General features: G+C 59.9%; 8 protein-coding genes. All 8 read right to left on the reverse strand.

The annotated features are described in order from the left end of the window. Positions 1-581: 581 nt before the first annotated feature. The 8 genes from AC07N8_RS07595 to AC07N8_RS07630 all read right to left on the reverse strand — a co-directional run bounded on the left by AC07N8_RS07595 (position 582) and on the right by AC07N8_RS07630 (position 23,132). Positions 582-1,178 carry a cytochrome c3 family protein gene (locus tag AC07N8_RS07595; RefSeq protein WP_007943094.1) on the reverse strand — a complete coding sequence of 199 codons (597 nt, stop codon included), beginning with the start codon at positions 1,176-1,178 and terminating at the stop codon, positions 582-584. Between the two features lie 9 nt (positions 1,179-1,187). After that, the gene (locus AC07N8_RS07600) at positions 1,188-1,679 is read right to left on the reverse strand and encodes a nitrate reductase cytochrome c-type subunit (protein WP_223525583.1); all 492 of its coding nucleotides are present in this window, start codon (positions 1,677-1,679) and stop codon (positions 1,188-1,190) included. Between the two features lie 11 nt (positions 1,680-1,690). Beyond that, on the reverse strand, positions 1,691-4,195 hold the full coding sequence (gene napA, locus AC07N8_RS07605; protein WP_429511137.1) for a nitrate reductase catalytic subunit NapA: 2,505 nt from the start codon (positions 4,193-4,195) through the stop codon (positions 1,691-1,693). Next, positions 4,186-4,452, reverse strand: a complete 267-nt coding sequence (locus tag AC07N8_RS07610) for a chaperone NapD (protein WP_429511138.1) — start codon at positions 4,450-4,452, stop codon at positions 4,186-4,188. The genes napA and AC07N8_RS07610 overlap by 10 nt, the downstream gene beginning before the upstream one ends. A 39-nt stretch (positions 4,453-4,491) precedes the next feature. Beyond that, entirely contained in the window at positions 4,492-4,659 is a 168-nt protein-coding gene (locus AC07N8_RS07615) for a periplasmic nitrate reductase, NapE protein (protein WP_150726924.1), read from the reverse strand. Between the two features lie 669 nt (positions 4,660-5,328). Further along, the gene (locus AC07N8_RS07620; RefSeq protein ID WP_493142908.1) at positions 5,329-19,257 is read right to left on the reverse strand and encodes an autotransporter-associated beta strand repeat-containing protein; all 13,929 of its coding nucleotides are present in this window, start codon (positions 19,255-19,257) and stop codon (positions 5,329-5,331) included. A gap of 280 nt (positions 19,258-19,537) precedes the next feature. Then, complete coding sequence (locus tag AC07N8_RS07625; protein WP_493142910.1) at positions 19,538-22,222, reverse strand: bifunctional diguanylate cyclase/phosphodiesterase; 2,685 nt, start codon at positions 22,220-22,222, stop codon at positions 19,538-19,540. A gap of 340 nt (positions 22,223-22,562) precedes the next feature. Continuing rightward, positions 22,563-23,132, reverse strand: coding sequence for a lipid-binding SYLF domain-containing protein (locus tag AC07N8_RS07630; protein ID WP_310271742.1), 570 nt, complete (start codon positions 23,130-23,132; stop codon positions 22,563-22,565). Positions 23,133-23,303 lie beyond the last annotated feature (171 nt).

Here is a 23,303-nt window from a genome sequence, read left to right on the forward strand (position 1 = left end):
GCTCAAAGTAAAGATTTCAATCTCAAACGCGTACTTTTCTGTCGTGGAATCCATGACCGACTTTTTCAACAGAATCGACCCATAGCTGCCCTTCACGAAGGGTGGAGATTGGCCGTTCTCTGCCTGTCGACTCTTGTGTGTGCATTGGTCAACCGTATGCAAACGGCGGTCTCCGCGAATGCAAATGTCTTGTGAGTGGCAATGCAATGGGTGGCCATGTGCGATGCAATTAAGCGTTTAGGAACACTTGAGAATTCACCACATTCGACGTGTCGCATAAGGCTAAACGCTCTACGACGACCTCTTTGCTTCGATAAAAGAGGCCGATGGTAGTGGGTAATCCTGCGTTGGTGCCTGCCTGAGCGTGGGCCGGATCAATGAGAGATCGCTGTCCAAGTGTTTGTAGAATGGGCGCCAAAGTGCGCGTGGAATCCGCAGACCAACTTGCGCACAGAGGCTAAACCCCCTTGAAACATTGGGTTTGGGGTTTATCAGAGAGGGAGAGAGAATTGTGTCAAAGTCGAAAAACCAGCGCGGATATGCCGCTCGGCGGCAACGAAGTGAGAGCCCAACCGATTCGACTACCAGCCTTTGACACCGCTCATGTCAGGCAACTTGTGGGCGATGCCCTTATGACAGTCGATACAGGTCGCCTGACCGCTGGCCAGTGCCGTGGAGTGCATATTGGCGGCGCGTTTGCCCTGGCGGGTAAAGTCCATGAATTCAAAGTTATGGCAATTGCGGCATTCTCGGGAGTCATTTGCCTTGAGCCGCCCCCACTCGTGCTCGGCCAGTTCACGCCGCATACCGAGAAATTTTTCCCGGGTGTCGATCGTTCCGAACACCTTGCCCCACACCTCTTTGGAAGCCTGCATCTTGCGGGCAATCTTGTGCGTCCATTCGTGCGGGACGTGACAGTCCGGACAGGTGGCGCGTACGCCAGAACGATTGGTGTAGTGAATGGTGTCCTGCAACTCGACAAACACGTTATCGCGCATTTCATGGCAGGAAATGCAGAACTTCTCGGTATTGGTGGCTTCCAGCGCAGTGTTGAAACCACCCCAGAAAATCACTCCGGCGATGAACCCGCCGAGCGTCAGAAAGCCCAGGCTGTAATGCACGCTGGGGCGACGCAGAATGCCCCAATAGTCTTTGAGCAGCGCACGCAAGGATTTCATGGCCTCTCCTTAAGGTTTCTGCTGGCCGTTGATTTCGTCTTGCAGCACCTGGTCAATGTTCTTGAAGTTGTTGCCCACCAGAGGCTTTACGTCTTTCTGTGGCACGTGACACTGAGTACAGAAATACCGACGCGGCGAAACAGCGGCCAGCGCCTGACCATCACGGTCCATGTAGTGGGTGATACTGATCATCGGCGCCTGAGTGCGGGCACTATTGGCACGGCTGTGACAGGACAGGCACTTGTTGCTGTTCTTGTCGATCGGATACCCCCGGATACTGTGGGGGATGGTGGGCGGCTGGTCAGGATAATTGCGCTCGCGCTTGAGGTCCTTGTTCTCGTCATCAGCCATCAACGGTGCCGCAAATTCCTGGGTCAAGGTCCCTCCGGGTCGCCGGCCATCCGGCGCAGGCGCATCCAGCGGGTAATCGGGCTGCGCCGCGAATGCCAGCGGCATCCACAGCAACAGAGCAGCAAGCAAAGACAGCAAATGACTCTTCATCTGAGCGCTCCTTATGCCGTCTTGATCAACTCAATCCTGATCGCACATTTTTTATAATCAGTCTGCTTGGAGATGGGATCCGTCGCATCGAGTGTGACCTTGTTGATCAGCTTGTTGGCATCGAAAAACGGCACAAAAACCAAGCCTTGTGGTGGCTTGTTGCGCCCTCGGGTTTCGATGCGCGCACGCATCTCACCGCGTCGACTGATCAGCTTCACTTCGCTGCCTCGACGGGCATTCAAGGCTTGGGCATCAGCCGGATGCATGTAGACCAATGCGTCGGGGACTGCTTTATGAAGTTCCTCGACACGCTGCGTCATCGACCCGGTGTGCCAGTGCTCAAGCACTCGTCCGGTGCTCAGCCAGAATGGGAACTCCGCGTCGGGGGATTCCGCCGGGGGCTCGTAGGGCAGCGCGAAAATAATCGCCTTCTTGTCGGGATAGCCATAGAACTGCACACCGCTGCCCTTCTCCACGTAGGGGTCATAGCCTTCCCGGAAACGCCAGCGTGTTTCCTTGCCATCGACGACGGGCCATCGCAACCCTCGTTCGGTGTGATAGAGATCGAACGGGGCGAGGTCATGACCGTGGCCACGGCCGAATTGGGCATATTCTTCGAACAGCCCTTTTTGCAGGTAAAAACCAAAATCCCGGGCTTCGTCGTTTTTATAGCCCGCCGCCATTTGATCAAGCGGGAACTGATCGACCTGACCGTTCTTGAACAACACCTCGTACAGGGTTTTGCCCTTGTACTGCGGTGAGGCCGACAATATTTCCTCGGACCAGACTTCTTCCGTTTTAAAGCGTTTGGAAAATTCAACCAGTTGCCAGAGGTCGGACTTGGCGTCACCCGGGGCCGAAACCAATTGATGCCAGAACTGCGTGCGTCGCTCCGCATTGCCGTAAGCGCCCTCTTTCTCGACCCACATCGCTGTGGGCAGAATCAGATCGGCCGCCTGGGCAGAGACGGTGGGATACACATCCGAGACAATCACGAAGTTCTCGGGGTTGCGCCAACCCGGCAACACTTCCTGCATGATGTTGGGGCCGGCCTGCATGTTGTTGCTGGCCATCGTCCAATACACATTGAGCACGCCGTCCTTGAGCATCCGACTCTGCTGCACGGCATGGAACCCGACTTTTTCATTGATGGTGCCTGGCGGCAATTTCCAGATTTTCTCCGCCGTGGCGCGATGCTTTGGATTGGTGACCACCAGATCAGCGGGCAAGCGATGGGAGAACGTTCCCACTTCCCGCGCCGTGCCGCAGGCCGAGGGCTGGCCCGTCAGGGAAAAAGGACTGTTGCCCGGCTCGCTGATTTTTCCGGTCAGCAGGTGGATGTTGTAAATCAGGTTATTCGCCCAGACGCCCCGCGTGTGCTGGTTAAAGCCCATGGTCCAGAAGGAGACCACCTTGCGCTTCGGGTCGGCATACAGCTCAGCCAAGGCCTTGAGTTGCTCGGCCGGTACGCCGGTTTCCTTGGCGGTGCGCTCAAGGGTGTAAGGTTTTACGAATGCCGCGAATTGCTCAAAGTCGATGTCACTCCAAGTGTTCGCCTTGGCCGCATTTTGGGCCTTCATCTCCAGCGGGTTATCGGAACGCAGGCCGTAGCCGATGTCATCCGTACCTTTGGCAAATTTGGTGTGTTTGCTGACAAAGTCCTTGTTGACCGAGCCACTTTCAATGATGTGGTTGGCAATGTAATTGAGGATAAACAGGTCCGTCTGTGGCTTGAACACCATGGGTATGTCGGCCAACTCAAAACTGCGATGCTCGAAGGTCGACAGTACGGCCACCTTGACGTTGGGCTGACTCAATCGGCGATCCGCCACCCTGCTCCAAAGAATCGGGTGCATCTCCGCCATGTTTGAACCCCACAGCACGAACGCATCGGTGACTTCTATATCGTCATAACACCCCATCGGCTCATCCATACCGAACGTGCGCATAAAACCCATGACCGCCGAGGCCATGCAATGACGCGCATTGGGATCAATGTTATTGGAGCGAAAACCCGCCTTCATCAACTTGTTGGCCGCATAGCCTTCCCAAACGGTCCACTGACCTGATCCGAACATGGCGATGGACTCGGACCCTTTGTTTTTTATCGCCTCCTTGAACTTCAACTCCATCACATCAAACGCTTGATCCCAGGACACCGGTTGAAACTCGCCTTGCTTGTCATACTGCCCGTTGGTCATGCGCAACAACGGCTGAGTGAGCCGATCAACGCCGTACATGATTTTCGACAGGAAATAGCCTTTGACGCAGTTCAGTCCGCGATTGACCTCGGCTTTCACATCACCATGAGTGGCGACCACCCGATTGTCCTTTGTTGCCACCATGACGCTGCACCCGGTACCGCAAAAGCGGCAAGGCGCTTTATTCCAGTCCAGGGCTACCCGGTCCTCTTCGGTGATCAGGTTGCTGGCGGATGTAAACACCGGGAGCCCCGCCGCCGCTGCGGCGATCCCGGCAGCCTGGGCTTTGACAAACTCGCGTCGAGTCATAGGCATGTGCTTTCTCCCGTTACATCGAGAATCTCGTGATAAACGAGGGCGGCATTGAGTACACCCGGCAAGCCGTTGATCTCACTGATGCGCCGGGAAATCTCACTTTCTTCTTCCATCTCCAGCACCACCACCAGCTTGCCGGCGGGACTTTCCTGATGCAGCTCAACGCCTTCGAGCAAGCGCAAGTTGGCTTTCACCGCCTCGAAAAACTCAGGAAGGGCAAGCACCACCAGACTGGCAATATGCAGCGTCTTTTCCATGACCCGTACTCCCCGTCTTTTGCTAAAGATGGACAACGATCAGTGAAGTGAACCAGGAGGGCCGAGCAGCATTTGCAGAAACCAGACAAAGAAACCGTAACCACCCACTATCGCCACCGACAGCAGAGGAAAAAAAACGACAATTAGAAAAAAGAACAGACGGGTTTCTTTGCGCGCTTGCCGGGTAGAGTCATCCGCTGATGGCATGGTTATCGCTCCTGCCAAACTTTGAATTCAGCCTAGACGGCCCACATCACAAATTCCACTAAACGGATTAACGGCAAAGCTAAGGAAGGTCTGAGCCAAGAGACAGATATTTTCAGATGGCGAGTCGAAGGACAGGCTGACACAACCAATTCAAGCTCAGGTGACCGGCGGCAAGCGAGAAGCGGAGGGGGTATCGACCAAAATTTGATGTTTTCCCCAGTCAACTGGAGCCCAACCCATTAGCGACGCCATATCGCTGATATTGCACTTTTTGAAAATCGAGCGTCCACTTTTGGCCGATTCTGTTGAAAAAGTCGGTTCTTCCAGACTGCCCGCATACTGACGGCTGAAAACGCCTTTTTTGCGCGCCGCTACGCGAAATCTGAACCCGGAATCCACTGCTCAAAGTAAAGATTTCAATCTCAAACGCGTACTTTTCTGTCGTGGAATCCATGACCGACTTTTTCAACAGAATCGGCCGAATTCTGCCTGTCGCGACGGGCTGATGTCGGCCAACAGCGGTCTCTAGCGATGCGGTGAAAAACCTTTATTGGCTGATTTTTTTCGGGGCTGGGCTTACAGATTCCGACGTATAAGCAATTCCGCAGCACCATCAGACCGCCACCATCGTGGGCTTTGCCAATAGAGGAGGGCGCTTTCAGCCCCCCCTTACCAAGACCAGCGCACCCCGACGCTTACCTGCTGCTGACTCACATCGCTACCTCCCAGGTTTGCGCCTATTACCGAAGCCGTGCCAAACACCTTCAGATCCTGAGTGACCTGGGCCTCCAGCCCCACATCCAGCGTCGCGTTCAATCCCAGGTCATGTCCGGAGAAGTTCTGTCGTGTCCCGCCCGGCAGTGTGACTTCCAGATTTGTCGAGTTCTCCCCCACGGTGTCCTGCAACCCTACGGCCAGCCAAGGCTTCAGGGTCGCGCCGCCATCCGTCTTGAGGGTCCTTTCGACGCGCACCGCAGTCCTCACTAACCCCAGTACATCGTCGTTTATATTCAGTTGCTTGCCGCTTGAGTCGGTCTTGTCGTCCCAGCGCATGTAGATGGCACTCGCCTGGAACTGCGGCTCCACTACCCATCCGTTGCTCAGGGGATACCTGTGACCCACTTGTCCACTGAGGCTCAAGATGTCGCCGTGCACCTGTTCGCTGAAGCCATCGGCCGAACGGACATGCGCATCGGGCAGCAGAGCCGTCAGACTCAGGTCGGCATAGGTGCCGCTCTGCCAATCCAGGCTTCCATAGGCGCCAAACGCCAGTGCGTCCATGTCCACGTTAGATCTGCCCACACTCACCTGGCCGGTCGAACCCTCGCCGGTGGTCGAGTAATTGCCCCGCTGTTGGCCGATGAACAGACCGCCTCGCATGCGGTAAGCCTGTTCGTCCACAAACAGATGGTCGAAGCCGGCGTAGAGCCCGGTGCTGTTGCCATCGAACTCGAACCCCGGATTCGATTCCATCGACAAGTGACTGCCGATGGCGGCCAGCCACAGCCCTTCGCAGGTGCCGAACCACTCCAGACCAATGCGCGTGCGCTCTTCCTCGCTGCGGTTGCAATAGGGGTTATCCCCACGACCGCCGGCCATGCGGTCAAACAGCAGTCGGTTGTTATCCAGAGTCATGCTATAGCCGATATCCGGCACCACCGTATAGCCGGGAATCTCCGGCAACAGCAGCTTGTCGGCTGAACTCAAATACCAGTCCGAGTCATTCTTGCCCTGAGCGAAATTCCAGGCCAGGACACTACCGTTTAAACGCACGGTCTTGTCCGACACGAAGCCTCCGGCGGTTGACGGATTGTCATTAGGGCTGCTGATGACTCGGATCGTTGTCCCCGGCTTGGCCTCAGTACCATCGTTGGCGAAATTGACGCGCGTCGTACCGACCACATCACCGCCTATGTCCAACCCACCAGACGTACCGGCGGAGGCCGCGACCTGGACGTCGAGGGTGCCGTTACCGCCGTAGTCGCCGCTGATCGCCAGACGGTGGGATCCGACATCAATCAGGCCGTCGTTATGAACGCTTCCTCCAACGCTTGCACCGGAGCGAGCGAGCAGGCGCGAAGTGCTGTCCAGGGTCAGTAGACCACCGTTCAGATCGAGTGGACTGGCCAGCGCGAAAACGCTGCCGTCGACTAATTCGACTTGCTCCCAATTGCTCAGCGCCGGAGCACCGGCACTGAGGTCCAGGCCACTGAAACTGAGGTGGTCATCGCCATCCCCCCCACCCAGACTGCGCAGACCGCTCAGATCGCCACCGATGAAGCTGGCCGAGTCATTACCGGCACCGAAGTCCAGCGCGCCGCGCACGGTGCCTTTGGAGGTGAAGCTGTCATCTGCGGCAGTACCCGTGTAACGGCCCTGCACGTCGAGCGTGGCACCGGCGGCGACGGTCGTGTTCTGCGCCGTGACGCTGCCATTGGCGCCCACGTTCAAGGTGCCTGCGAGCACGTTGACCGTGGTGAATTCCGACCCCAATGGGCCGTTGATGTTGAGCACGCCGACATTGCTCTTGCTCAAGGTCTCGAAGCCCTGCACGGCGCCCAGATCGGCGCTCACCGCGATGTCGGCATTAAAGACGTCGTTGCCTGCTCCTGCTGCCACCGTACCCAGAATATGAGTGCCGTCGTGGATGATCAGCGTGTCGTCGCCATCACCCAGTGCAAAGATCCCGCCCCCGGTGTCGAGTGTGCCGGCGACATCCAGCACGTCGTTGCCCGCGCCCAGATCGCCACTGGCCAGCAGCGTGCCGCCCGCACCGATCGACACCGTATTGGTGCCGGCAGTGCCGGTGATCGTCGCCGCCGTACCGCCGACCGCCTGCAACCTGCCGTCGACATTCAACGTGGTGTTGTCCCCCAGCGCGACGGTCGGCGTATTCAACGTGCCAGCCACGTCCAGGGTGCCGGCATTGAGCGCGGTACCACCGGAAAAGGTACTGGTGCCGACCAGGGTCGCGACGCCGACGTTGTCCTTGGTGAGGAATTCGAAGTTGGTTGTGTAGACGCCGTCGAACGTCATCGCCACTGCATTGTTCAACACGACTGTGTCGCCTGCGCCATTCGCGCCACCGTCGATGACGGTGTTCAGCACCGCGCCGTCGTTGAGCGTCAATGTGTCGTCGCCGCCACACAGATCGATGGTGCCGCTGCCACTGACGGTGCCCGATACGCTCATCGTGTCGTTGCCGGCGCCGCAGCCGTAGCTGCCGTCCACATTCAACGTCGCACCGCTGCCCACCACGGTGGCAAGCGTGCTGCCAGCGGTCGCCACCACACTGGCGTTGGGGCCGACATTCAGGGTACCGCCCAGCACGCTGACTTCCTGGAGATCGGTCGCGCCTGGCCCGTTGATGTTGAGCACGCCGGCCCCGGTCTTGGTCACGCCCTCGAAGTTCACCAATTCGCCCAGGTTGGCGGTCAGGTTGATGTCGTAGACGCGGGTATCGAGCCCGGCGCCGCCGTCGATCGTGCCCAGCACCACGGTAGCGTCGTGCACCACGAAGCTGTCGTCGCCATCACCCAGTGCAAAGATTCCGCCCCCGGTGTCGAGTGTGCCGGCGACATCCAGCACGTCGTTGCCCGCGCCCAGATCGCCACTGGCCAGCAGCGTGCCGCCCGCACCGATCGACACCGTATTGGTGCCGGCAGTGCCGGTGATCGTCGCCGCCGTACCGCCCACCGCCTGCAACCTGCCGTCGACATTCAGCGTGGTGTCGTCACCCAGCGCGACGGTCGGCGTATTCAACGTGCCATCCACATCCAGAGTGCCGGCATTGAGCGTGGTACCACCGGAGAAGGTACTGGTGCCGACCAGGGTCGCGACGCCGATGTTGTTCTTGGCAAGGAACTCGAAGTTGATCGTATTGCTGCTATCAAACGTCATTGCCGCTGCATTGTTCAACACGACGGTGTCGCCTGCGCCGTTCGCGCCACCGTCGATGACGTTGTTCAGCACCGCGCCGTCGTTGAGGGTCAATGTGTCGTCGCCGGCGGCCAGGTCGATGATGAGACTGCCGCTGACCGTGCCGGACACGTCGAAGCTATCGTTGCCCGCGCTGCCTGTGTAGCTGCCATCCACGTTCAAGGTGGCACCGGTGGCAACCGTCGTGGTCACCACGCCGTTGATCGCACCGCCGGCACCGATGTCCAGCGTGCCACCCCTCACATTGACGGTAGTGAAGCTCGAGCTCGCCGGCCCATCGACGTGGAGCGTGCCGATGTTGGTCTTGCTCAGGGTCTCGAAATTGATTGCGCCGCCCAGCGTGGCGTTGCCTGCGATGTCCGCCAGCAAAGTATCGGTGCCCGCCCCACCGTCTACGGCATTCGCCAGGCCCGAAAGATCGGCGCCATCCTGGACAATGAAAGTGTCGTCGCCGTCGAGCAGGTCGACGGCGACCGTGCCGGTCAGCGTACCGGCTACGGTCATTGTGTCGTTACCGCTCGTGCCGATGAAGCTGCCGTCCACGTTCAACGTCGCGCCATTTCCGACCGTGGTGTCCTGCGCGGATACTGTGGCGCCTGGACCGATGTTCAGCGTGCCGCCGAGCACATTGACTTGCTGCAGGTCGGTCGCGGCGGGACCGTTGATGTTAAGGGTGCCGACACCGGTCTTGGTCACGCCTTCGAAATTGACCAGCGAGCCCAGATCAGCGGTCAGGTTGATGTTATAGACTCGGGTGTCCAGGCCGGCGCCACCGTCGATGGTGCCAATGATATTGGTGCCGTCGTGCACGGTGAAGGTATCGTCGCCATCGCCCAGCGCAAAGATTCCGCCCCCGGTGTCGAGTGTGCCGGCGACATCGAGCACATCGTTGCCCGCGCCTAGGTCGCCATTGGCCAGCAGCGTGCCACCCGCCCCCACAGTGACGGTATTGATGCCCACACTGCCGGTGATCGTCGCGGCCGTGCCGCCCGTGGCCTGCAGCGAACCATCGACATTGAGCGTCGTGTTGTCGGCAAGCGCCATGGTCGGCGTACTCAGCGCACCGTCCACATCCAGCGTGCCGCCGTTGAGGGTGGTGCCACTGCTGAAGCTCTGTGTCCCGGTCAACGTCGCCGTGCCAGTGTTGTCCTTCTGAAGGAATTCGAAGTTGGCCGTGTTGCCAGCGTCGAACGTAAAAGCGTTGACGTTGTTCAGCACGACGGTGTCGCCTGCGCCGTTCGCGCCGCCGTCGATGACGTTGTTCAGCACCGCTCCGTCGTTGAGGGTCAGCGTGTCGTCGCCGGCGGCCAGGTCGATGGTCCCACTGCCACTGACCGTGCCGGACACGTCGAAGCTGTCGTTGCCTGCGCTGCCTGTGTAGACACCATCGACATTCAAGGTCGTACCGCTCGCCACCGTCGTGCTAACCACGCCGTTGATCGCGCCAGCGGCACCGATATGCAGCGTGCCGCCGAGGACATTGACCGTGGTGAACGACGACGACGCGGGACCATCGACATTGAGCGTGCCAATGTTGGTCTTGGTCAGCGTCTCGAAGTTGACTACGCCCCCCAGGATCGCACTGCCGGCGATGTCGGCCAACACCGTATCCGTTCCGTTTCCACCACTCAGCGCGTTGACCAGACCCGACAGATTCGCACCGTCTTTCAGGATCAGCGTGTCGTCGCCGTCACACAGATCGATGGTACCGCTGCCGGTCACCGTGCCGCCGACGGTCATCGTATCGTTACCGGTGCCGCAGCCGTAGCTGCCGTCTACGTTGAGGGTGGCGCCACTCGCGACGAGCGTATTGAACGGACTACCGTCGGCGGGCCCCGCCACGATGCCATCCGGCCCGATGTTCAATGTGCCCTCGAGCACGTTGACGTTCTGGATGGTGGACGGGAACAACACGCCGACGGTATCGCCGTTGATGTTCAGGGTGCCAACACCGGTCTTGGTCAGGACTTCAAACTGAGCCAATGCGCCGAGGTCGGCAGTCAGGTTGATATCGGCGATGGCGGTGTCGGTGCCATCGCCGCCGTAGACGACGCCATTCACCACCCCCCCGTCGTGCAGGGTGAATAAATCGTCGCCGTCGCCCAGCGAGAAAACGCCGCTGAAACTGCTGCCATTCGTATTGAGCTCACCGAACACGTCCAGCACGTCGTTGCCGCCCGCCAGATCGCCTGTCGCGAACAGCAAGCCACCGGCCCCAACCTTTACCGTGTTGACGTCATCGTCACCGCCGACGACCGCTTCGGCGCCATTGATACCTCTTACCACGCCGTTAACGTTGAGCGTCGTGCCGCCAAGCAGAACCAAATCCGACGTTTCCAGCGTGCCGTCCACATCCAGCGTGCCCGCCAACACGTTGACGCTGTTGAATCCCTGGGTTCCGATCAGGGTCGCGACACCTGTGTTTTCCTTCTGCAGGAGTTCGAAGTTGGTCGTGTTGCCAGCGTCGAACGTAAAGGCATTGGCGTTGTTCAGCACTACGGTGTCGCCGACGGCGACGGAGTTGCCGCCGCTGACGACGCTGCTCAGCACTGCGCCATCATTGAGGGTCAGCGTGTCATCGCCGTCACACAGGTCGATGGTGCCGGAACCCGACACCGTGCCGGACACCGTCATGGCATCGTTGCCGTCGCCGCAACCATAGCTGCCGTCCACGTTCAACGTCGCACCACTACCAACCAAGGTGGTGAGCGTGCTGCCCGGGGTCGCCACCACGCTGCCGGCGGGTCCGATGTTCAACGTACCGCCCAGCACGCTGACCTCCTGCAGATCGGTCGCGCCGGGGCCGTTGAGGTTGAGAGTGCCACTACCGGTCTTGGTCACGCCTTCGAAGTTGACCAACTGGCCCAGGTTGGCGGTCAGATTGATATCGTAGACGCGGGTATCCACGCCGGCACCACCGTCGATGGTGCCGATGACATTGGAACCGTCGTGCACGGTGAAGGTGTCGTCGCCATCGCCCAGAGCGAAGGTCCCGCCTTGCGTGTCGAACGTGCCGACCACGTCGAGCACATCGTCGCTGGCCCCAAGGTCGCCGGTCGCAACCAGCGTGCCATTGACCGTTACCGTGTTGATGCCGGCGCTGCCCGTGATCGTCGAGGCCGTACCGCCCGCGCCCTGCAGCGAGCCATTGACATTAAGCGTTGTGTTGTCGGCCAGCGTCACGGTCGGGGTCGTCATCGCACCGTCCACATCCAGTGTGCCGCCATTGATCGCGGTGCCGCCGCTGAAGCTCTGTGTCCCGGTCAGCGTCGCCGTGCCGGTATTGTCCTTCTGCAGAAATTCGAAGTTGACGATGTTGCCGCCGTTAAGGGCAAATGCGCCGGCGTTGTTCAACACGACCGTGTCGCCTGCGCCATGCGCGCCACCGTCGAGTGGATTGGCCAGCCCGCTCAGGTCAGCGCCGTCGTTCAAGGTCAGTATGTCGTCGCCGCCGAGCAGGTTGATCGTGCCCGTGCCATTGACCGTGCCCGACACCGTGAACGTGTCGTTGCCCGTGGTGCCTTGGTACGTCCCGTCCACGGTCATGGTTGCGCCCGAGGACACCACGGTGGTTTGCGGATCGACGATGGTGCCCGCGGCGATGTGCAGCGTCCCGCCCTGCACCAGCACCGTATCGAACTGCGAAGTCGACGGGCCGTTGATGTTGAGCGTGCCGACATTGGATTTGATCAGGGTTTCGAAATTGACCGCGCCACCCAGGACCGCGGTGGTGGCGATGTCGGCCGTCAGCGTATCGATGCCGAGGCCACCATCGATCGCGGTCGTCAGACCGCTCAGATCCGCGCCATCCTGTAGCGTTAACTGATCGTCGCCATCGAGCATGTCGATGGTGCCCGTTCCCGCAACATTGCCTGCAACGGTGAGGCTGTCAGAGCCGGTGGTGAAACCCAGGTTGCCGTTGACGTTCAGCGCCGCGCCGCTGGCGACCGTCGCGTCCGTTACACCGGTAAAGCTGGCAGCGGCATTGATGTTCAAGATGCCGGCCAGCACGTTGACGGTCGTGAAGTCCGAACCCGTCGGGCCATTGAAGTTGAGTGAGCCAACGCCGGTCTTGGTCAGGGTTTCAAACCCTTGCACGGCGCCCACGTCTGCGCTGGTACTGATATCAGTGGCGAAAGTATCGGTGCCCGCGCCCGCTGTCACGGCGCCGATGATGTGGGTGCCGTCGTGGATGCTCAGGGTGTCATCGCCGTCGCCGAGTGCGAACGTGCCGCCACCGGTGTCGAGCGTGCCGGCGACGTCCAGGACATCGTCGCCGCCCCCCAGATCGCCACTGGCGACCAGGTGGCCGCCAGCCCCCACCGTCAAGGTATTCGCGCCGGCACTGCCGGTGATCGTGGCCGCGGCTCCGCCAGCCCCTTGCAGTGAGCCATCGACATTGAGCGTCACATTGTCGGCCAGGTTCACGGATGGCGTTTCCAGCGCACCCGCCACATCCAGCGTGCCGCCGTTGAGCGTGGTGCCGACACTGAAGCTCTGACTGCCGGTCAGGGTGGCGACGCCGCTATTTTGTTTGAGCAGGCTTTCGAAACCCGCGGTCGCGCCGCCGTTGAAGGTCAGCGCCAGGGCATTGTCGAGCACCAACTGGTCATTGCCGGTTCCGGCGTTGATGCCCACGCCACTGATCACGGCGCCGTCATGAAGGGTCACGGTTTCGTCCCCCGCGCCCAGGTCGAGGGCGGCGCCGCCCGTGTTGAGCGTACCTGCGAGGGACACGTTGTCGGTGCCATCGCCAAGGCTGCCGTTTGCTTGCAGCGTCGCGCCGCTGTTGATGTTGAGGGTGTTGGCGCCGGCGCTGCCGGTGAGGGTTGTAGGCGTCCCGCCCATGCCCTGCACCGTGCCATCCACGTTCAAGGTGGTGGCGTCCGCCATCGAGACGGTCGAGGTATCGAGCGTGCCGCTCACATCCAGCGTGCCGCCGTTGATCGCGGTACCGGCGCTGTAACTCTGGTTGCCGGTCAGCGTCAGCGTGCCCGCGTTCTGCTTGGTCAATTGCTCGAAGCCACTGAAACCACCGAAGGTCTTCGCCAGGGCGTTGTTGATTACCAGACTGTCGGCGGTGCCGGCACCCGCGTCGACGCCGGCACCGTTGATCACGCCATCATTGATGGTCAGGGTGTCGTTGCCAGCGCCCAGGTTCAACACCGCGGCACCCGTGTCCAGCGTACCGGTCACGTTGAGGGCATCGCTGCCATCGCCCAGGTCGCCGTTGGCGCGCAGGGTCGCACCGCTGTTGACGTTGATCGTGCTGGCGCCTGCGTCGCCGGTGATCGCGGCAGTCGTTGCGCCCGCCGCTTGCACGGTGCCGTCCACGTTGAGGGTGGAGGTGCCAGTCATGGCGATGGCGCCAGTGTTCAGCACACCATTCACGTCCAGCGTGCCCGCGCTCACCGTGGTGGCGCCAATGCTGTTGTCCGCGGTCAGCGTGGTGGTGCCGATGCCTACTTGAGCAAACGTGCCCGGACCGCTCATGGTGGCATTGAAGCTGACCGTGTCACTGCGGTTCATCGACAATGTCGAGGTCGTCGCATCGACGATCACGTTTCCGGTGCCGAGATTGCCCGACGTGTTGCCGTCGCCGATTGTCAGGTTGCCGTCGTTGATGACGGTGTTGCCGGTGTACGTGTTGTTGCCGGTCAGGACCCAAGTGCCGCTACCGTTTTTGGCCAGCGTGGTGATACCAGTGCCACTGTTGCCGATCACGCCGGCCACGGTGTTGTTGCCCGTGTTGGTGCCGCCCAGGGCGACGGTGCGCGCCACGTTCGGATTCGATAGCCCGATCGTGCCGGTATTGGTGAGGTTGACAGCGCCCGTACCCGACGATTCGATGAACGAAACACCGCCCGCCAACGTGAACAGTCGGTTGCTGCTGTCGCCCGCGCCGGTGTAGCGCAGGGTCGAGCCGTTGCCAATCACCAGGTTGGAAGCCGCGCTGGACGCTGCACCGATGCCGCTGGCCGTGCCGCCATTGCTGAGTTTGCTGACCCCGAGCACGCCGCCGTTAATGGTGGTGACACCGGTGTAGTTGCTGGTGTTGTTGGTCAGGATCCAGGTGCCGGCGCCGGTCTTGGTCAGCGAGCTGACGCCCGCACCGTTGTTGTCGAGCTGCGCCGACAGCGTGTTGTTGCCGGTGTTGGTGCCGTTGAGCGTCAACGTGCGCGCGACGCCGGTGCCGGTCAACGCAATGGCGCCGACGTTGGTCAGGTTCAATGCTCCTGTGCCCGAGGAATCCAGCGAGCCACCGCCCGCGCCGAGCGTGAACAGGCGATCGCTGCTTTGGCCCGTGCCGACGTACGACAGGGTGGCGCCACCGTTGACGACCAGGTTGCTCGCCGCCGCGCTGCTGGCGCCGGTGCCACTGTTGCTGCCGCCGTCGGCCAGGCAGTCGACGGCCAGGGTGCCGCCGTTAATCGTGGTGGTGCCGGTGTAGCTATTGTTGCATCCGGACATTCGCTGGACCTGCACGCCGTTCTTGACCAGGTTGCCGGTGCCATTGATGTTGCCTGCATAAGCAACGCCAGCCGTGTTGTTGCCGGAGCTGATCGTCAGCGTCTGCCCGCCCAGGTTGATGTTGCCGCCCGTGGTGCCGCCACCTTGCAACCACGTGAACGTCGGATTGAAACCGTTGGTATCCAGCGTGGCGCCGGCCACGTTGCCCATGCTCAGGTAGCCATTGCCAAAGGCCGTGGCTGAGCCGGCGCGCAGGATGCCGGTCTGATCGACCACTGTGCCGCCGGTGTACGTATTGTTGCCAGACAGTACCAGCGTGCCGGGCCCTCTCTTGTACAGGGTGCCAGCGCCGCCCACCGCTCCGCTGATGCCCAGGGTGGTCGCCGCATTGGTGACGTTAAGCACGCCAAACCCGCTCTGCATCGTCAGCCCGCGATCGATGCTGACGTTGCCACCGGTGTAATTGAGAGTACCGTTGTTGAACAGAACGTTGGAAGCAGCGCTGGTCGATGCGCCGATACCGCTTGCCTGCCCGCCATTGGCCAGACAATCAACGTTAATCCCACCGTTGTTCATGGCGGTGGCGCCGGTGTACGTATTGTTGCAACCGGACATGGTCTGGGTGCCGCCGCCCTGCGTAAAGCCGCCACTACCGCTGATGACCCCGCCGAAGGTCCCGCTGAGAAGCGACGTTAGCGTGGCGGAGCCCAGGTTCACATTGCCGAGGCCCTGTAGCGCCCCGACCGAGATATTGAAACCGTTGAGATCCGCCGTGGCTCCGCTCGCCACGCTCAGGCCGTTGTTTGAAGTGCCAAAAGCCTGGGTGGACCCAGCGCGCAGCGTGCCGGCAGCGACCGTGGTACCGCCCGAGTAGGTATTGGTGCCGGAGAGCACCAGGGTGCCCGCCCCGTCCTTGCGAAAACCATCATCACCCACTGCCGTACCACTGACGGTCAAGGTGGTGGCCGCGTTGCTGACGCCAATGGCACCCACGCTGCCGCCAGCACCGGGGGTGCCGACGGTGAAACCACGATCGGTGCTGGACGTACCACCGAGGTAATCGAGCGTGCCGCCATTGAGGATGAGATTGCCCGAAGCATTGCCGGACGCACCGATGCCGCTGACCAGGCCGCCATTGGCCAGGGTGTTGACCGCCAGCGTGCCGCCGGAGACAGTGGTGATGCCGGTGTAGTCGTTGCCCGCGTTGCCCAGCGTCAGCGTGCCGGCGCCGGTCTTGGTGAAAGTGGCGCCATCGGCGCTGGTGACCGGACCGTTGAACGTCAGGTTGCTGGCGGCACTGGTGACATCGACGGTACTGCCCAGGATCGAGCCGGATTTGGCAATGGTGAAACCGCGGTCGCTGGTCGTCGTGGCACCGGTGTAGCGCAGCGTGCTGCCTTCCAGCAACAGGTTGGACGATGCCGCGGACGAGGCGCCGATGCCGCTCGCCGTGCCGCCGTTGGTAATGTTGCCGACTGAGAGGATCCCCTGCGACACGCTGGTGGCGCCGGTGTAGGTGTTGTTGGCGTTGGTCAGCGTGACCAGCCCGGTACCGGCCTTGGTCAAGCCGATTGCGCCACCGTTGTTGACGATCTGGGACGCTATGGTGAAGTTGCCGGTGCCGTTCTGCTGGATGCCCAGCACACCACCGCCGGAGGTACCGGTGAGCGAACCGCCCGTGATCGTCTGATTGTTGGCCCCGACCGACGGCGCAACGATGATGGTGCCATCCACGCCCAGGGTATTACCGGCGCCCACGGTCACGGTGGAGTTGGCTGCCGCGGTGTACTGCAAGCCGCCAATCTGCTTGCTGCCGCTCACCGTGCCGAAAAAGGGCGAGTTCGCAGTGCCACCCGCATCGCTGAGGATCTCGTTGTTCAGCCAGGTAGAAGCATTGTCCTTGTTGACATAGTCCGTCGTGGTGAAAGCAAGGATGTTGCCACCGACCACCTTGGCGTAATTGGTGCCGTTGACCGTAGCCCAACCGCCCAGGGTGGTATTCGTGGTGGTGATGTTGCCACTGCCCGGCAAGTTGAAATTGACCAGGCCATTGGTGCGGGTGATCGCCCCCAGGTTGAGCGCCATGCTGCCGCCGGTACCGGATGTCGCGCCAATCGTGTTGTTGCCTGCGGTGACCAAGAGACCGTTGAACGTCTGCGTGTTGGCCTCGCCAGCAGCACCGATCGTATTGAGCACCCCGCCGCCCATGTTCAGGGTCGAGGCGCTGGAAATGATGTTGCTGGTGGGCGCGGTGGCTGCACTGTAGTCCAACCGCAGCGTGCCACCGTTGACGGTGGTCGCACCTGTATAGGTGTTGGTCCCGGTGAGGGTCTGCGTGCTGGCTCCGGTTTTGATGAGGCCACCGCTGCCGGTGATGTTGCCGGCGTAGGCGGTACTGATACCCGCAGCATCGTTCAGGGTCAGCGTCCCCGATCCCAGGTCGACGGTGCCACCCGTACCGGCCAACGAGCGCACCGTGATGTCCAGATCGTTGAGGTCCAGCGTACCCCCGCTGTTCACGGCGACCCCACTGGTTGCTCCAAAAGCTGTGGTGCTGCCGGCACGGAGCGTGCCGCCATTGACCGTGGTGCTACCGGTGTAGGTATTGGCGCCACTGACCAGCCAGGTGGAGGCGCCGTTCTTGGCCAGGCCACCCGAACCTGAAATAACGCCCGAGAAGAGGTTGTCGGCACCACTGTAGCTGCCGCCAAGCGTGCCGGTGTTGGTGAGTGCCAGTGTGCCGCTGAGCGCAAGCGCGCCAGTGCCGTCGTTGTTGATCGCGCCGCCGTTTAGCCCCCATGTCCGATTGCTGCTGTCGCCAGCGCCGGTGTAGATGACGGCGCCGTTGGTGATGCCGATGCCATTTCCCACTGCGCCGGCACCAAAGGAACTGGCGGTGCCGATGTCCTTGAGCGAACCGGCCCGCACCGTTACGCCGTTGATGCCGGTGGCGGTCGTATACGTATTGACGTTGCCAAGCGTTATGGTTCTTCCGGCGCCACCGGTATAGGAGACCAACCCATTGCCTGAAATGATGCCCAGCAATGACATGTCACCCGAACTGGCAAAGAAGTTGGTGCCATAGGTGCTGCCACCGGACACGACCATGTTGCCGGTCAGTGTCAACGTGCCCGTCCCTATGTTGCGGAAGGTGAGCGGCGCCACGGTGCCCGCGGCGTTTAACTGCCAGTTGCGGTTGGAACTGCTGCCGGCACCAAAATAGCTCAGTGTTGCACCAACACCACCGCCGGACCCAAGCGTGATGGTGCCATTGGCCACCGTTGTTGGCGCCCCCAGGGAACTGGCCACGCCCAAATCGGCGATGGAGTTGAACGAAAAGCTGCCGCCACCCCCGTTACCGAAAATGGTCGCCCCGGTATAGGTGCTGGCGGCGTTGGTGAGGCTGACACCACTATTGAGCCTGAGGCCGCCTGCGCCGGTGAAGCGGGCCGAGCCCACCCCGGCGCCGCTCAGCAAGACGCTGCCACCGGCGAGGGTGATGTTCCGGCTCGTTGCGAGGGCACCGGTGCTACTCAAGCTTGTCCCACTGGCCATGGTGACACCGTTGCCCGCCGCACCCAGCGCGGAATCGCCGTTGAGGCTCAGGCCGCCGGTATTGACCACGACACCACCGCTGAAGGTGTTGGCGCCGTTGAGGCTGAGGGTGCCCGCCCCCGTCTTGGTCAGACCCGCGCCGCCAGCCAGGATCGAGTTGATGGTGGCGGCGCCGGTAACGTTGATGGTGGGCGTGATCCCCCCCAGGGTCAGGGTGCTGCCACTGAGCGTGTAACCGGTGCTCTGAAAGGTAAGGTTGTGCGCGGTGATCGGCGTGCCCAGGGTCACGGTGCCGGCGGTGCCGCCGAAGAAGGCGTCGTCCAGCGCGGCGTTGTTCCAGGCGCTGTAGGGGCCACTGACGCCGTCGCTGTTGGGGCTCCAGAAAGCCGCGGAGAGATTCCAGGTGCCGGCCCCCCCCGAGCCCAGTGCCGTGCCGTTGGTATCCCAATACCGATCGGCTGCCTGCAGTATCGGACTGAACGCCATGCCCGCCGACAGCAACAAGGTCAGCGTCCGGAGCCTGCGACCCCGCCGCCCACCGCTGCGACCTTTTCCATGGGATTTCGCATACTCGCTGACGGCTACGAAAGTACCTGCACGTGCACTCCAGACAAGGCGAAATACATGATTCACGGTCTTTCCCTTTTTTTCTTATTGGGTTGTGCCCTGTCGAGTTGCCCGCTCAACACGTACGTGCTGACAACCACACGCACCCAGTGCACGCCGATACGTCAAATCCAGGCAGATATATCACTAAGAAAATTCTGCAAATGTGCGAATAGCCCGTGTCGCCCACCCATTTTCCCAGCCCTTGCAATGCGCAATTCCCATCACGATTACCTCGGTTCGGTGATGCCCGGCAAAGTCGGCCAGCGCTTTGCCCGGTCAAAAGCCGCTACAAACTATGGGGGCCTCACTGACGCCGATACCCCGAGCGATCTGTAAGGACGAGGCCCATTGCGCCTTCGATGTACTGCTCCAATACGTCGATTGCCATGGGGCGGCCAAATAGATATCCCTGATAGTTACGGCAACCCAAAGCCGCCAACATGTCACGCTGCGCTTGCGTTTCAACACCCTCGGCAATAACCGACAAACTCATACTGCTGGCCAGCGCGACCACCGTCTTGGCGATTGCAGCATCGTTTGGGTCCACCAGGATATCGCGTACAAATCCCTGATCGATCTTGAGCTGGTCCAGCGGCAGGCGCTTGAGGTACGACAGGGAGGAATAACCGGTGCCAAAGTCGTCCAGCGAAAAGCCAACGCCGATGGACTTCAACGCAATCATCTTGGCAATCACATCCTCGACGTTGGAGACCAGCATGCTTTCAGTAATTTCCAGCTTAAGACGATGAGGATTGGCAACGCAGCGCTTGAGCACAGACCGGATCTGTTCGACAAAGTCGTCCTGATTAAACTGACGAGTACTGACATTGACGGCGATGATCAGGTGCGAGAACCCGGGTCTGCCTGCCCATACCGCCAACTGCTGACAGGCCATTTCCAACACCTGCCGGCCTAGCGCAATGATCAAGCCGCTCGCCTCTGCCAGTGGAATGAAATCTGCCGGAAAAATCATACCGCCGAGCGGGTCTTCCCAGCGCACTAACGCTTCCACCCCTGTAATGCGACCTTCGTCCGTGACCTGCGGCTGATAGTGCAGCAGGATCTGGTGTTGCTTGATAGCCTCGCGCAGGCCATCTTCAAGGGTGATTCGAGCGCTGACGGCCGCCTGCATTTGGGGGTCGAAAAAGCGCAAGACGTTGCGCCCGCAGGCTTTGGCCTGGTACATGGCCAACTCGGCGCGTTTCAACGGCTCGCTGGCATCTTCATGCTGCTCGCCGAACAGAGTAATGCCGATACTGCAGGTTCGATGCAGTGTGGATGCAAGCAGTTCAAAAGGCTGTCCGATCTCCCGCAGCGTTTTTTCGCCCATGTTTTCAGCATGGCTCGCCGCTTCCTGCGGATAAGTGCTCTGGCTCTCCAGAATTATCGCGAACTTGTCGCCACCAAGGCGGGCGACGGTGTCACCCTCGCGCACACAACGCCTCAGTCGTTGGGCGATTTCATTTAGAAAAAAGTCTCCCTGGCCATGGCCCAGGGTTTCGTTGATGGACTTGAAGTCATCAAGATCGACAAACATCAATGCCCCCATCCATTGATGGCGAGCACTGGAAATCAAAGCCTGTTCCAGCCGATCCATAAAGAGGCGCCGATTTGGCAACCCCGTGAGCTGGTCAGAGAACGACAGTCGCTGGATTTGCTGCTCGGCAGCCTTTCGGTCGCTGATGTCGCGGATAGTCGCCTGAATGCACAGGGTGTCATTCAGGGTCATCACGTGCGCCGAAATCAGACCGGGCCACTTCCGGCCATCCTTGCTGACAAATTCAGCCTCACGATCAATGAAATATCCGTTTTGCTGCAAGAGACGAACTGCGGCATGACGATCTTCCGGATAGCGCCAGATATCGATATCAAAAACCGTTTTGCCAACAGTGTCTTCCCGTGTCCAGCCAAATACAGGCGTAAATCCGTCATTGACCTCAATCAGTCGCCCATCCTCAAGGCGGGTGATGACTTGACTGTCCGGGCTGGTGCGGAACACGGTCCGAAAGACCTCCATTTTTTTCGCCTTGCGCGATTCAGTTTCACGCCTATAGCTGGTACGTGTGAAAACAAGAATTGCCAACGTGAAAACTGTCGCCAGTAACAGCGTGATGACCACTTCCTTTCGCCAGGAAACAAGAAAGTCGTCGGTGCTCTGCGCGACGAAAATATAGAGAGGGTAATTCGCAATTTTTCGATAGCTGTAGAGTCGCTCGATGCCGTCTACTGGAGCAACTGCGGTGTAGCTTCCGGCCTCCGGGGACGATCGAATCGCTGCTGCAGCCTCGGCTGAAACAAGCTTGGCGCCTACTTGCCCGCTTTCATTCGCGACTTTCGGATACCGGACGATGAGCGCCATCTCTTCATCACGAATAGAGATGACGCCTTGTTTGCCAACATCAATAGTGGAAAACATGTCGGTGAAATACTCCATCATCCGCAACGAGCCCAGCGCCACACCTGCAAAGGAGCCATCAGTGTGGTTTATGCGTCTGGACAGGAGAACCGACCAGGCTTTTGTGCTGCGTCCTATCACGGGCTTGGATACGACCATTCCGAGATGCGAATTCTCACGCAGGCGTTGGAAATACTCTCGGTCGGTTATATTCGTTACCTTGCCGGCGGTCATTATTGTCCCCCAAGGGACATCACCTTTCTCATCCGCCACCCACAGCCCTTCGCAATCGCGAATATGTGCCTGCTGCTGTGTCAGATACTCGTTGAGCAACGCCCCATCAATGCCTCCGGCAGCCATTTGCCGCTCGATTTCGCTGGTGACAGCAAACAGGGCGACATCAACTTTATCAAGGATGCCAGAGACGTTTATTGCCAAGGATCGCGCCAGGTTCTCCGTTGTGATGATCGCTTGAAGTTCATGCTGTTGCTTGCTCTGGTAGAGCGCCAGGCCCGCCAGCGCGTAGACACACAAAATGATGGAAACAATACCTGCCGTAAGACGGATCGCTAAGGAATGTGAACGCCGCTGCATGAGAAAGCCTCGACAAATCCAATTGGGGGCTTGCAGTTCAATACTTAGATTAGTCGGTCAGAAAATATTGGCGTCAACAATTTGAATTACACGATCAAATTTTGCATAGCATCGCGCAAAATCGATGTTTTCCATGCTTCGCACGGAGTTGGGAAAAGTGACTTGATGGTGGTCGATGGGTTAGTGAACTCAAAGGCCTTGCTTCGACCAAACCTTCGCAGAGGGCATGACCTGCAGAAAGCGACTCATTGCTGCCCTCCGCTAAGGGCAGCCAGGGATTGTGAATTCAGCAGGTCGATGCAACACAACCCAACTCAGTGTTAGCGATATGCAGACGGCCTCAGCGATTGAGCCTGGTAATTTTTGAACCCTGCAATCCCAGCCCGGCCATTAAGCCCTTTTGATCAAAGATGAACGCATAGACATCGGACTGAGCCGTCGAGGTAGTCAACGATTTGGCCATGCCCGAATCTACGACCACGATGCTTGGGCCCACGCCGACCTCAAACCCATTAACATTTTTCAGGTCGTTCATCGCTGAATAGGTCATGAAGAACATCACGTATCCAAACCGCTGCACGCCCGCCTGAAGGCCGTATGAGGCCGCTGTGGTCGCGAAGTATCCCGTGACTTTTCCGTTCTCAATGAGTTCGCCTTCGCCATGCTGTGCGCCGGCGATGAGGCCCGCTTTCAGCACATCAGGGAAAACGAGGATACCCTTGGCTCGCTGCGCCAGGGCGCGCGCTTGCGGCGTTTTGGTATACAAACTCTGTAACGCCGCGTTCGCGTCCCGGTTCATTTCTGCGTTAGCAGCCTTCACATCTGAGGCGGAAGTAGATTGATTCGTTTGGCAGCCCGCCGTGATCGCGAGTATTGAAATCATTGCCATCATTCGAAGATATTTGATCATGAGCAATACTCCGTTTCTGAACCTGCCATTGAGGAACCTGCGTGGCGATAGCCGTTGCGGATCAAAGACTGACGGGGTCGATCTTTCCCTTAGACTTTAATCCTAATAAGCAGTTGGTCAAATGCCATGCACATGCATGTGCCTCAGAGGAAATCGACAGTCAGCTGTTGG

This window comes from Pseudomonas sp. GW821-FHT10C09, from assembly GCF_059415465.1.

Coding starts and splice junctions, on each gene's coding strand:
- AC07N8_RS07595 (WP_007943094.1), bottom strand. CDS start 1,178: ATGAAATCCTTGCGTGCGCTGCTCAAAGACTATTGGGGCATTCTGCGT.
- AC07N8_RS07600 (WP_223525583.1), bottom strand. CDS start 1,679: ATGAAGAGTCATTTGCTGTCTTTGCTTGCTGCTCTGTTGCTGTGGATG.
- napA (WP_429511137.1), bottom strand. CDS start 4,195: ATGCCTATGACTCGACGCGAGTTTGTCAAAGCCCAGGCTGCCGGGATC.
- AC07N8_RS07610 (WP_429511138.1), bottom strand. CDS start 4,452: ATGGAAAAGACGCTGCATATTGCCAGTCTGGTGGTGCTTGCCCTTCCT.
- AC07N8_RS07615 (WP_150726924.1), bottom strand. CDS start 4,659: ATGCCATCAGCGGATGACTCTACCCGGCAAGCGCGCAAAGAAACCCGT.
- AC07N8_RS07625 (WP_493142910.1), bottom strand. CDS start 22,222: ATGCAGCGGCGTTCACATTCCTTAGCGATCCGTCTTACGGCAGGTATT.
- AC07N8_RS07630 (WP_310271742.1), bottom strand. CDS start 23,132: ATGATCAAATATCTTCGAATGATGGCAATGATTTCAATACTCGCGATC.